Raw genomic sequence first — 12,044 nt, 5'->3', positions numbered from 1 at the left:
CATATGTGCAGGCCAGCACCCTGGTTGGTCAGCGCAACGGCTGATCACATAGGGTGAAAAGAAAAACGGGAGGTTCGGCGTGTTCGTTGAACGCGCGCCACTTATCGACTTAGTGTCTCGTTCGAGAGAGTCCTGAACAAGAGACACTGGTAACCCTAAACTTCAACGTTAGGGTTTGGGTCGGCATTTCGGACCGTCCCATCGGCATCCGTCGTCACGGCGCGGGATCCCCCGCGAAGGACGACACGTATCTCGAGGCGAGAGGCCTTCGACGTGGCAGCACCGCAGAACTACCTCGCAGTCATCAAGGTCATCGGTGTCGGCGGCGGTGGTGTGAATGCCATCAACCGGATGATCGAGGTCGGCCTCAAGGGCGTCGAGTTCATCGCGATCAACACCGACGCACAGGCGCTGCTGATGAGCGACGCCGACGTCAAGCTCGATGTCGGCCGCGAGCTCACCCGCGGCCTCGGCGCCGGGGCCAACCCGGCCGTCGGCCGCAAGGCGGCAGAGGATCACCGCGAGGAGATCGAGGAGGTCCTCAAGGGGGCCGACATGGTCTTCGTCACCGCGGGCGAAGGCGGCGGCACCGGCACCGGCGGCGCACCCGTCGTGGCCAACATCGCGCGCTCGCTGGGCGCACTGACCATCGGTGTCGTCACCCGGCCCTTCACCTTCGAAGGCCGCCGCCGCGCCAACCAGGCCGAGGACGGCATCGCCGAGCTCCGCGAAGAGGTCGACACCCTCATCGTGATCCCGAACGACCGGCTGCTGTCCATCTCGGACCGCCAGGTCAGCGTGCTCGACGCGTTCAAGTCGGCCGACCAGGTCCTACTCTCCGGTGTCCAGGGCATCACCGATCTGATCACCACACCGGGTCTGATCAACCTCGACTTCGCCGACGTCAAGTCGGTCATGTCCGAGGCCGGATCCGCCCTCATGGGCATCGGTTCCGCCCGTGGCGACGACCGGGCGGTGGCCGCGGCCGAGATGGCGATCTCCTCGCCGCTGCTCGAGGCGTCCATCGACGGCGCCCGTGGTGTGCTGCTCTCCATCTCCGGCGGCTCGGACCTCGGTCTGTTCGAGATCAACGAGGCGGCCCAGCTGGTCAGCGAGGCGGCCCACCCCGAGGCCAACATCATCTTCGGCGCCGTCATCGACGACGCGCTCGGGGACGAGGTGCGGGTCACGGTCATCGCGGCCGGCTTCGACGGGGGCCAGCCCCCGGCTCGCCGCGACAATGTGATCGGCTCCACCGCGGCCAAGCGCGAGGAGCCCGCGCCCGCGGCCCGCCCGGAGCCCCGCTCCATCGGCGGCCTCGGCTCGGTGCCCCCGCGCGAGGAGTCCGCGGCCCCGGCCGAACCGGTTCCGGTGGCGGGCGACAGCTCGCTGCACGGCGGCTCCACCCCGCAGGTCCCCACGGCCCGCCCGTACGACAGCCAGGCCGAAGAGCTGGATGTCCCGGACTTCCTGAAGTGACATCGCGGTGATACGGGGGCAGGACAGCGTGAGCGGCGCCCACTTCGCCTTCACCGACAGGTGGGGCGGGGTGAGCGCCGCTCCGTACGCGGAGCTCAACCTCGGCGGCGCGGTCGGCGACGACCCCGCCGCCGTTCGCACGAACCGTGAGCTGGCCGCCAAGGCACTCGGGCTCGAACCGGGACTCGTGATTTGGATGAACCAGGTGCACGGACGTGATGTCGCCCTGGCCGACGGCCCCTGGGCGACCGCCGCGGATGTACCCGCGGTGGACGCGGTGGTGACCGCCCGGCGCGGTCTCGCCCTCGCGGTACTCACCGCCGACTGCACCCCGGTCCTCCTCGCCGATCCGGTCGCCGGGGTCGCGGGCGCGGCGCACGCGGGGCGCCCCGGAATGGTCGCGGGGGTCGTACCGGCCGCCGTGGAGGCCATGATCGCGCTCGGGGCCGATCCGGGACGGATCGTCGCCCGCACCGGACCCGCCGTCTGCGGACGGTGCTACGAGGTGCCGGAGGCCATGCGCGCCGAGGTCGCGGCAGCGGTGCCCGAGGCATGGTCGGAGACCAGCTGGGGCACTCCCGCCGTCGATGTCACGGCCGGGGTCCATGCCCAGCTCGCGGCGCTCGGTGTACGGGACCGCCAGGTATCGCCGGTCTGCACACGGGAATCGGGCGACCACTACTCGTATCGCCGCGACCGCACCACGGGGCGTCTGGCCGGCTATGTCTGGCTGGAAGCCGAAGGCAGTGGAAGAGAAGAGCGATGACCGACCGCAGGACCGAACTCGCCGAGAACCTTGCGCGGGTGGAGGAACGTATCGCTTCCGCCTGTACCGCGGCCGGGCGCAAGCGTGAAGAAGTGACCCTCATCGTGGTCACCAAGACGTACCCCGCGAGCGACGTGCGGCTGCTGCATGAGCTCGGGGTGCGGCACGTCGCAGAGAACAAGGACCAGGACGCGGCACCGAAGGCCGCCGCGTGTTCCGATCTCGATCTCACCTGGCACTTCGTGGGTCAGCTCCAGACCAACAAGGTCCGATCGGTGGCGAGTTATGCCGATATCGTGCAGTCGGTCGACCGGTTGAAGCTCGTTCGGGCACTGTCCGCCGCGGCGGTGCGCGAGGGGCGTGAGCTGGGCTGCCTGATCCAGGTCGCCCTCGACGTGGAGTCGGGCTCGGGCGGCCGTGGCGGCGTCTCGCCCGACGGGATCGCGGAGTTGGCGGCTGCGGTCGACGAGTCGCCCGGTCTCAGGCTCGACGGACTGATGACCGTCGCGCCGCTGGAAGGTCCCTACGCCGGGCGTCAACAGGCCGCCTTCGAGCGGCTGATGGAATTCTCATCGGGCGTGCGCGCGACCCATCCTGCTGCGAACATGGTGTCAGCGGGGATGAGTGCGGACCTCGAGGACGCGGTGGCGGCCGGAGCGACACATGTGCGCGTCGGTACGGCGGTACTCGGAGTCCGACCTCGGCTCGGGTAACGTCGCGATGCAAGTCGGACCACAGTAGAAAATATGGTCATTTCCGTCGAATAGCGGACAGGCCGAGTGGATCGCGGGCACTTGGTGACGTAGCCGAACGAAGCCGATCCACCACAGAGCGGAGGACTCAGAGAATGGCCGGCGCGATGCGCAAGATGGCGGTCTACCTCGGCCTCGTGGAGGACGATGGGTACGACGGCCGGGGATTCGACCCCGACGACGACTTCGAACCCGAGATGGACCCGGAGCCCGAGCGGGATCGGCGCCGGCACCAGCCCCCGCACCAGGTGGAACGGGAGGAGCCGGTGCGCGCCGTGCAGCCGCCCGCCCCTCGTGAACCGGTAGCCCATTCCGCGCCGCCGCCCGCGGAATCAGGACGTCCGGCGCGAATCGCCCCCGTGGCATCCATCACACCTGAACGTCCGAATCTGGAGAAGAACGCCCCGGTGATCATGCCCAAGGTTGTGTCCGAGCGGGAGCCCTACCGCATCACGACGCTGCACCCCCGGACCTACAACGAGGCCCGTACCATCGGGGAACACTTCCGCGAGGGCACCCCCGTGATCATGAACCTCACAGAGATGGACGACACCGACGCAAAGCGACTTGTCGACTTTGCCGCGGGACTCGTCTTCGGTCTCCATGGCAGCATTGAGCGAGTGACGCAGAAGGTGTTCCTGCTGTCGCCTGCTAACGTCGATGTCACGGCGGAGGACAAGGCCCGCATCGCAGAGGGCGGGTTCTTCAATCAGAGCTGAACACCGGGAACGAACGACCCGGCCGCGAGGCCGGACACGAGAGCCAGGGGAGAGGTACGCGCGGTAATGGGCGTCGCAGTGCAGGTTGTCTACATCGCGCTGGTGTGCTTCCTCGTCGTGCTCTTCTTCCGGCTGGTCATGGACTACGTCTTCCAGTTCGCCCGCTCGTGGCAACCCGGGAAGGCGATGGTGGTCGTCCTTGAGGCCACTTACACTGTCACCGATCCACCGCTCAAGCTTCTGCGGCGGTTCATTCCGCCGTTGCGTCTCGGGGGCGTGGCACTCGACCTGTCCTTCTTCGTTCTGATGATCATCGTCTATATCTTGCTCTCCATCGTCCGCGGGGTGGGGAGCGGGATGTGAGCGATACGGTCTTGCCGACTGCCGACGACTACGTAGAGGTGAAGAAGAGATGCCGCTGACCCCCGAGGACGTGCGGAACAAGCAGTTCACGACCGTCCGCCTCCGAGAAGGCTATGACGAGGACGAGGTCGATGCCTTTCTCGACGAGGTCGAAGCCGAGCTGACCCGTCTGCTCCGCGAGAACGAGGACCTGCGCGCCAAGCTCGCGGCAGCGACCCGTGCGGCGGCGCAGAACCAGCAGCAGGGCATGCGTAAACCTCCGGAGCCGCAGGACGGCCGAGGTCCTGGCGCTCCTGTGCCCGCTGCCATATCCGGACCCCCGGTCCAGCAGCAGCCCCCGCAGATGGGTCCCCCCCAGCTGCCCGGTGGTGCCCCTCAGCTGCCGGCCGGTCCGATGCAGGGCGGTCCGATGCAGGGCGGTCCGATGCAGGGCGGCCCGATGCAGGGCGGTCAGATGCAGGGCGGTCCGCAGGGCCCCATGGGCCCCGGTCCGATGCAGGGCGGTCCGATGGGTGGCCCGATGGGCGGCCCCATGGGCGGTCCGATGGGCGGCCCCGGTCAGGGCCCGGGCGGCGACAGCGCCGCGCGTGTGCTCTCGCTGGCCCAGCAGACGGCCGACCAGGCCATCGCCGAGGCCCGCTCCGAGGCCAACAAGATCGTCGGTGAGGCGCGTTCGCGCGCCGAGGGCCTGGAGCGGGACGCCCGCGCCAAGGCGGACGCGCTGGAGCGGGACGCACAGGAGAAGCACCGCGTCGCCATGGGCTCGCTGGAGTCGGCCCGCGCCACGCTGGAGCGCAAGGTCGAGGACCTGCGTGGCTTCGAGCGCGAGTACCGCACGCGGCTGAAGTCCTACCTGGAGAGCCAGCTCCGTCAGCTGGAGACCCAGGCTGACGACTCCCTGGCCCCGCCGAGGACCCCCGCGACGGCTTCGCTGCCCCCGTCCCCGGCGCCCTCCATGGCTCCGGCCGGAGCAGGTGCCCCGTCCTACGGCGGCAACCAGACCATGGGCGGCCACGGCCCCTCGCCTGCGGGCCCGTCCTACGGCGGCCAGCAGCAGATGTCCCCGGCGATGACCCAGCCGATGGCACCGGTGCGGCCCCAGGGCCCGCAGCCGATGCAGCAGGCGCCGTCGCCGATGCGGGGCTTCCTCATCGACGAGGACGACAACTGACGGGCTGCCGCGCGAAGCGCGCGTAGCCGTCGGCAGGCATTCAGGGCCGGGCCCGGGACGAAAGTCCCGGGCCCGGCCCTGTTGTGTGGCGTCACGGTGTGCGGACGCCGCGCGGTGGTGGGCCCGGGTTCCGCGGTACCGCCCGCACACCGCCCCACCGCGACTGAGGTGGGATACACCGCGGTGGGATACACCGACAACTCCCGCGCGAGCAAAGAGGCCCGGCCGGCGGAAGCCGACCGGGCCTCAGGGTGGACGCTTGGGCCGTGTTGGAGAACTGGCGCTGTCCGCCCGGAGGGCGGGGCTCACGGCGTCCGGTGCGGGGGAGTCGCGAGCCAGGCGGTTCTATGACACGGCCTACGCCTTGCGGAGCCGGAAGGCCAGGGACAGGCCCGCGTCCGTGAAGGGGGAGCCGTACGAGGATTCCGCCTCGCCGGAGGCGAAGTCCGTCGCGAGGACCTCCTCCGCGATCAGGGACGCATGGTCGGTGAGGGCCTTGGTGACCTCCGCGTCCTCGGAGGTCCACCGGAGGGCGATCCGGTCCGCCACGTCCAGGCCGCTGTTCTTGCGGGCCTCCTGGATCAGGCGGATCGCGTCGCGCGCCAGCCCCGCGAGCCGCAGCTCAGGGGTGATCTCCAGGTCGAGTGCGACCGTCGCGCCCTGCTCGGAGGCCACCGACCAGCCCTCCCGGGGGGTCTCGGTGATGATGACCTCCTCCGGGGAGAGGGTGATGGTCTCACCGCCCACCTCCAGCGTCGCCGTGCCACCGCGGAGCGCGAGGGACAGCGCCGCGGCGTCGGCCGCGGCGACGGCCTTCGCCACGTCCTGGACGCCCTTGCCGAACCGCTTGCCCAGCGCCCGGAAGTTCGCCTTGGCCGTGGTGTCCACCAGCGAACCGCCGACCTCCGACAGGGACGCCAGCGAGGAGACGTTCAGCTCCTCGGTGATCTGCGCGTGCAGCTCCGGCGACAGCGACTCGAAGCCCGCCGCCGCGACAAGGGCCCGCGACAGCGGCTGGCGGGTCTTGACCCCGGATTCCGCACGGGTCGCACGGCCCAGCTCCACCAGCCTGCGGACCAGCACCATCTGCTGGGACAGCGTCGGGTCGATCGCGGACAGGTCCGCTTCGGGCCAGCTCGCCAGGTGCACCGACTCCGGGGCCTCCGGAGTCACCGGGACCACCAGGTCCTGCCACACCCGCTCCGTGATGAAGGGGGTGAGCGGGGCCATCAACCGGGTCACGGTCTCGACCACGTCATGGAGCGTGCGCAGTGCCGCCGCGTCACCCTGCCAGAAGCGGCGCCGCGAACGGCGGACATACCAGTTCGACAGGTCGTCCACGAAGGCGGAGATCAGTTTGCCGGCGCGCTGGGTGTCGTATGCCTCCAGAGCCAGGGTGACCTGGTCCACCAGCGCGTGCAGTTCGGACAGCAGCCAGCGGTCCAGCACCGTGCGCTCGGCCGGCGCCGGATCGGCCGGCGAAGGGGCCCAGCCGGACGTGCGGGCGTACAGAGCCTGGAAGGCGACCGTGTTCCAGTACGTGAGGAGGGTCTTGCGGACCACCTCCTGGATGGTGCCGTGGCCCACTCGCCGCGCCGCCCAGGGCGATCCGCCGGCAGCCATGAACCAGCGCACCGCGTCCGCGCCGTGCTGGTCCATGAGGGGGATCGGCTGGAGGATGTTGCCCAGATGCTTGGACATCTTGCGGCCGTCCTCGGCGAGGATGTGGCCGAGGCAGACGACGTTCTCGTACGAGGACTTGTCGAAGACCAGCGTGCCGACCGCCATCAGCGTGTAGAACCAGCCGCGGGTCTGGTCGATCGCCTCCGAGATGAACTGCGCCGGGTAGCGCTTCTCGAAGATCTCCTTGTTCTGGTACGGGTAGCCCCACTGCGCGAACGGCATCGAGCCCGAGTCGTACCAGGCGTCGATGACCTCGGGGACCCGTGTGGCCCGCCCGGAGCACTCAGGGCACGGGAAGGTGATCCCGTCGATGAACGGCCGGTGCGGGTCGAGAGCGGTCTGGTCGGCGCCCGTCAGCCCGGTCAGCTCGGCGCGCGAGCCGACGCAGGTGAGGTGGCCCTCCTCGCAGCGCCAGATGGGCAGCGGGGTGCCCCAGTAGCGGTTGCGGGACAGCGCCCAGTCGATGTTGTTGTTGAGCCAGTCGCCGAAGCGGCCGTGCTTGACCGACTCGGGGAACCAGTTGGTGTTCTCGTTCTCCTCGAGCAGGCGGTCCTTGACCGCGGTGGTGCGGATGTACCAGGACGGCTGCGCGTAGTAGAGCAGTGCCGTGTGGCAGCGCCAGCAGTGCGGGTAGCTGTGCTCGTACGGGACGTGCCGGAACAGCAGACCGCGCTCGTCCAGGTCCCTGGTCAGCGCCTCGTCGGCCTTCTTGAAGAAGACCCCGCCGACCAGCGGCACATCCTCCTCGAAGGTGCCGTCGGGGCGCACCGGGTTGACGACCGGCAGGCCGTAGGCGCGGCAGACCTTGAGGTCGTCGTCACCGAAGGCGGGGGACTGGTGGACCAGACCCGTACCGTCCTCGGTGGTGACGTACTCGGCGTTGACCACGAAGTGTGCGGGCTCGGGGAACTCCACGAGACCGAAGGGGCGCTCATACGTCCAGCGCTCCATCTCGGCGCCCGTGAAGGACCGGCCGATGGCCTCCCAGCCCTCACCGAGCGCCTTCTCCAGCAGCGGTTGGGCGACCACGAGCTTCTCCTGGCCGTTGGTCGCCACCACGTACGTGACCTCGGGGTGCGCGGCCACCGCGGTGTTCGACACCAGCGTCCAGGGGGTCGTCGTCCACACCAGGAGCGACGCCTCGCCGGCGAGCGGCCCGGAGGTCAGCGGGAAGCGGACGAAGACGGACGGGTCGACGACCGTCTCGTAGCCCTGCGCCAGCTCGTGGTCGGACAGACCGGTGCCGCAGCGGGGGCACCAGGGGGCGACGCGGTGGTCCTGGACCAGCAGGCCCTTCTTGAAGATCTCCTTCAGCGACCACCAGACGGACTCGATGTAGGCCGGGTCCATCGTCCGGTACGCGCCGTCGAGGTCGGCCCAGTACCCCATACGGGTCGTGAGCTCGGCGAACGCGTCGGTGTGGCGGGTCACCGACTCACGGCACTTGGCGTTGAACTCGGCGATGCCGTAGTCCTCGATGTCCTGCTTGCCGCTGAAGCCGAGCTCCTTCTCGACGGCGAGCTCGACGGGCAGGCCGTGGCAGTCCCAGCCCGCCTTGCGGGCCACGTGGTAGCCCCGCATGGTGCGGAATCGCGGGAAGACGTCCTTGAAGACACGGGCCTCGATGTGGTGGGCGCCGGGCATGCCGTTGGCGGTGGGCGGGCCCTCGTAGAACACCCATTCGGGGCGGCCCTCGGACTGCTCGAGGCTCTTCGCGAAGATCTTGTTGTCCTGCCAGAAGTCGAGCACGGCGTGCTCGAGAGCGGGCAGGTCGACCTGGGCGGGTACCGGGCGGTACTGAGGCGGCGGCGTCATTTACGGGCTCCTCCAACGGACTGTGCCTGTTCCGTCGGAGGGACGAGAGCCCGATGAGCTGCTCCCGCGGTACCACCCTCCTTGGCCCCGGACGAACTCGTCCCGGGCCCCCTCATTGGGGTCGCGAAGCCGGTTCTACTCGCCGGTGCACCATGCGGTGACCGGGCTTTCTTCCGGCGGCTCCGGGGTGATGTTTCGCTTCGCGCTCGCCCCCGGGCTCGCACCGTCCCCGGGTCGCTCATGGCTGCGTACGACGCTACTGGTCCCCATCCATGCCTTTCGCTCCGCCCAGTGTACGGGCCCTGCCCTGGCGGGGCCGACCGGATTTCCGCTGTGACCCGAATGGCCATACGTTCACGCGCCGGCTCCGCGTACCGGTCATCAGGCGGATTACCAGGCGGGGAGCTGGGCACAACGGATGCAGGCTCGCGTCCGAGCAGGCGCGGGACGGGCCCTGCGGGCGGCGTGCCACGTTGCCGCGGCGCTGGGGCCGATTTATCGTCCCAGCACCGATTCGCGCGCAAGATCACAATATGTGAAGGGGCCGCGGCCATGGTGGAGAAGAAGACCGCCGTGAAGAAGACGGCGTCCATGAGCTCCACCGCCGCCGCAAGGGCGGCGGCCGAGGGAATGGACGGCAACAAGAAGAGCACCGTCGCGACGAGGCGTCCGGCTGGTGGCCGGACGCCGAAGACCGGCGAAGCCGGTGCGTACGCGCATGAGGCGACGGAGGTGAGGGCCGTGGCACCGGCGAAGAAGGCCACCAGGGCGGGCACCGGCGCGGCGAAGCCGGAGGGCGCGAAGAAGACCGCGACCAAGGCCACCGCCAAGACCGCCAAGACCGCAGCCGGGCCCGCCAGGCCCGCGAAGCGCGCGGCGGGTACGAAGACCGCGGAGAAGAAGCCCCCCGCCCACAAGGAGGCGGCGGGACGCCCCGAGGCGTCCACCCCGGCGGCGGCCCCCAGGGCGCCGGCGAAGCGCAAGAAGACGGCGGCCGTCGGCAAGACGGCGGGCGCCGGTGCCGGAAAGGCCACCAGAACGGCCAAGGAGGCGGCGAAGGCCGCCAAGCAGACGGGAGCCAGGACCGTGGGAGCGAAGAAGATCGTGGCCGGAGCCACAGCCGGCGGGGACAGCACGGCCACGGCACTGGCGACCGAGCGTGCCGCTGCGGTGCCCGGAGAGCTGGCGGTGCGTCCGGGCGAGGACCCGTGGGCGCCCGAAGAGGTCGCCGAGGCGCGCGCCGAGCTCGAGGACGAGCTGGCCAGGCTGCGGGCAGAGATCAGCCACTCAGAGGAGGCGCTGACCGGTCTGATGCGGGACTCCGGTGACGGCGCGGGCGACGACCAGGCCGACACCGGCACCAAGAACATCACACGCGAGCACGAGATCGCCCTGGCCAACAACGCCCGCGACATGGTGGAGCAGTCAGAGCGCGCCCTGCACCGCCTCGACACTGGCACGTACGGCCTCTGCGAGATCTGCGGGAAGCCCATCGGCAAGGCGAGGATGCAGGCCTTCCCGAGGGCGACCCTGTGCGTGGAGGACAAGCAGAAGCAGGAGCGCCGGGGCTGAGCGGCCCCTTTCACAGGCCGTTTCACGGAGGTGTGCCGTACCCTCGTGACCAGTCAGGTACCACTCAGGTACCCAGGTCGAGGGACTCACGTGGCAGAGGCGGAGCGCGTCATCGGTACGCCGGACAACAACGACGAGGCCGACGACGCGGCTGCGGCCGCGGCTGCCGAGGCAGGTCCCGATGAGCGCTCCTCGGACGAACGTGCCGGGGAGCGTTCCCGGGGCAGGCGCCGCGTCGTCGCGCTGTTCGCCGTGGCGATCGTGGCATACCTGATCGACCTCGGCAGCAAGCTGCTCGTGGTGGCGAAGCTGGAGCACCAGCCGCCGATCCCGGTCATCGGCGATCTGCTGCAATTCACGGCGGTGCGCAACCCCGGTGCGGCCTTCGGCTTCGGTGGCGCCTTCACGATCATCTTCACGATCATCGCTGCCATCGTGGTCGTGGTGATCGCACGGCTTGCGCGCAAGCTCTACAGCCTGCCCTGGGCCATCGCGCTCGGACTGCTGCTCGGCGGCGCGCTGGGCAATCTCACCGACCGGATCTTCCGGGCGCCCGGCCTCCTCCAGGGCGCCGTCGTCGACTTCATCGCGCCCGCGCACTTCGCCGTGTTCAATCTCGCGGACTCGGCGATCGTCTGCGGTGGCTTCCTCATCGTGATCCTTTCCTTCCGGGGACTGGACCCCGACGGGACAGTGCACAAGGACTGAGCTGACCGGCGGACCGGTCACACGGGAGGACAAGGCATACTCGACGGGTGAGTACGCTTCCCGAAACCCGCACCCTGCCCGTTCCCGACGGCCTTGAAGGCGAGCGCGTCGACGCCGCCATCTCCCGTATGTTCGGGTTCTCCCGCACCAAGGCCGCCGAGCTCGCGGCCGCCGGGAAGGTGCTGGTCGACGGGATCACGGTGGGCAAGTCCGAGCGGGTCAGCGGGGGCGCGTGGCTCGAGGTCGAGATGCCGCAGGCGCCCGCCCCGGTGCAGATCGTCGCGGAGCCGGTCGAGGGCATGGAGATCGTCCACGACGACGACGACATCGTCGTGATCGTCAAGCCGGTCGGAGTGGCCGCGCATCCGAGCCCCGGCTGGACCGGGACGACCGTGATCGGCGGGCTCGCCGCCGCCGGCTACCGGATCTCCACATCGGGCGCGGCGGAACGCCAGGGCATCGTGCACCGGCTGGACGTCGGCACCTCGGGCCTGATGGTGGTCGCCAAGTCGGAGCGCGCGTACACGCTGCTGAAGCAGCAGTTCCGCGACCGCACGGTCGACAAGCGCTACCACGCCCTGGTGCAGGGCCACCCCGACCCGCTGAGCGGCACCATCGACGCGCCGATCGGGCGCCACCCGCAGCATGACTACAAGTGGGCCGTGACCGCGGACGGCAAGCCTTCCGTCACGCACTACGACCTGATGGAGGCCTTCAGGGCCGCCTCGTTGCTCGACATCAAGCTGGAGACGGGCCGTACGCACCAGATCCGGGTGCACATGTCGGCGCACCGGCACCCCTGTGTGGGCGACCTCACCTACGGTGCCGACCCGACGATGGCACGACGGCTCGGTCTGACCCGGCAGTGGCTGCACGCGGTGCGGCTCGGCTTCGAGCACCCGTCCGACGGGCAGTGGGTCGAGTTCAGCAGCACGTACCCCGACGACCTCCAGACGGCGCTGGACCGGATCGCCGCGGAGAGCGCCTGAGCGGGTTGCGCTTGAGCGGGGGGTGCC

The 12,044-nt window shown here is 69.8% G+C and carries 10 protein-coding genes; 9 read left to right on the top strand and 1 reads right to left on the bottom strand.

The features are described from left to right. Positions 1-273: 273 nt before the first annotated feature. From ftsZ to ABZ532_RS01385, 6 genes are all read left to right on the top strand, one after another. A complete protein-coding gene (gene ftsZ / locus ABZ532_RS01410; protein WP_361278341.1) occupies positions 274-1,479 on the top strand; it encodes a cell division protein FtsZ in 1,206 nt (401 codons plus the stop codon). Positions 1,480-1,486: 7 nt separating this feature from the next. After that, positions 1,487-2,245, top strand: a complete 759-nt coding sequence (pgeF, locus tag ABZ532_RS01405) for a peptidoglycan editing factor PgeF (protein WP_361278339.1) — start codon at positions 1,487-1,489, stop codon at positions 2,243-2,245. Then, positions 2,242-2,958: a YggS family pyridoxal phosphate-dependent enzyme gene (locus ABZ532_RS01400; RefSeq protein ID WP_361278337.1), complete on the top strand. Its 717-nt coding sequence runs from the start codon at positions 2,242-2,244 to the stop codon at positions 2,956-2,958. Before pgeF ends, ABZ532_RS01400 begins: the two co-directional genes overlap by 4 nt. Before the next feature lie 134 nt (positions 2,959-3,092). Next, the gene (gene sepF / locus ABZ532_RS01395) at positions 3,093-3,716 is read left to right on the top strand and encodes a cell division protein SepF (RefSeq protein ID WP_361278335.1); all 624 of its coding nucleotides are present in this window, start codon (positions 3,093-3,095) and stop codon (positions 3,714-3,716) included. Between the two features lie 66 nt (positions 3,717-3,782). Continuing rightward, positions 3,783-4,079, top strand: a complete 297-nt coding sequence (locus ABZ532_RS01390; protein ID WP_361278332.1) for a YggT family protein — start codon at positions 3,783-3,785, stop codon at positions 4,077-4,079. Positions 4,080-4,128: 49 nt separating this feature from the next. After that, a complete protein-coding gene (locus ABZ532_RS01385; protein WP_361278330.1) occupies positions 4,129-5,250 on the top strand; it encodes a DivIVA domain-containing protein in 1,122 nt (373 codons plus the stop codon). Positions 5,251-5,607: 357 nt separating this feature from the next. On the opposite strand, the gene ileS is transcribed toward ABZ532_RS01385, so the two are convergent. Continuing rightward, the gene (gene ileS / locus ABZ532_RS01380; protein ID WP_361278328.1) at positions 5,608-8,748 is read right to left on the bottom strand and encodes an isoleucine--tRNA ligase; all 3,141 of its coding nucleotides are present in this window, start codon (positions 8,746-8,748) and stop codon (positions 5,608-5,610) included. 552 nt (positions 8,749-9,300) lie between these two features. On the opposite strand from ileS, the gene ABZ532_RS01375 reads away from it, so the two are divergent. The 3 genes from ABZ532_RS01375 to ABZ532_RS01365 all read left to right on the top strand — a co-directional run bounded on the left by ABZ532_RS01375 (position 9,301) and on the right by ABZ532_RS01365 (position 12,017). Further along, the gene (locus ABZ532_RS01375) at positions 9,301-10,320 is read left to right on the top strand and encodes a TraR/DksA C4-type zinc finger protein (protein WP_361278326.1); all 1,020 of its coding nucleotides are present in this window, start codon (positions 9,301-9,303) and stop codon (positions 10,318-10,320) included. 90 nt (positions 10,321-10,410) lie between these two features. Further along, positions 10,411-11,028, top strand: a complete 618-nt coding sequence (gene lspA / locus ABZ532_RS01370; protein ID WP_361278324.1) for a signal peptidase II — start codon at positions 10,411-10,413, stop codon at positions 11,026-11,028. A 47-nt stretch (positions 11,029-11,075) separates the two neighbouring features. Next, positions 11,076-12,017, top strand: coding sequence for an RluA family pseudouridine synthase (locus tag ABZ532_RS01365; RefSeq protein ID WP_361278322.1), 942 nt, complete (start codon positions 11,076-11,078; stop codon positions 12,015-12,017). The last annotated feature ends 27 nt before the right edge of the window (positions 12,018-12,044 follow it).

This window comes from Streptomyces sp. NPDC019396 (assembly GCF_040632375.1).
Classification (GTDB): Bacteria; Actinomycetota; Actinomycetes; order Streptomycetales; family Streptomycetaceae; genus Streptomyces.
Note: the sequence above shows the minus strand (reverse complement) of the source record. Positions and strands in the feature narration are given on the sequence as shown.

Bases quoted from the DNA above. Each gene is read 5' to 3' on its own strand.
- ABZ532_RS01400 (WP_361278337.1), top strand. From the start codon at position 2,242: ATGACCGACCGCAGGACCGAACTCGCCGAGAACCTTGCGCGGGTGGAG.
- sepF (WP_361278335.1), top strand. From the start codon at position 3,093: ATGGCCGGCGCGATGCGCAAGATGGCGGTCTACCTCGGCCTCGTGGAG.
- ABZ532_RS01390 (WP_361278332.1), top strand. From the start codon at position 3,783: ATGGGCGTCGCAGTGCAGGTTGTCTACATCGCGCTGGTGTGCTTCCTC.
- ABZ532_RS01385 (WP_361278330.1), top strand. From the start codon at position 4,129: ATGCCGCTGACCCCCGAGGACGTGCGGAACAAGCAGTTCACGACCGTC.
- ileS (WP_361278328.1), bottom strand. From the start codon at position 8,748: ATGACGCCGCCGCCTCAGTACCGCCCGGTACCCGCCCAGGTCGACCTG.
- ABZ532_RS01375 (WP_361278326.1), top strand. From the start codon at position 9,301: ATGGTGGAGAAGAAGACCGCCGTGAAGAAGACGGCGTCCATGAGCTCC.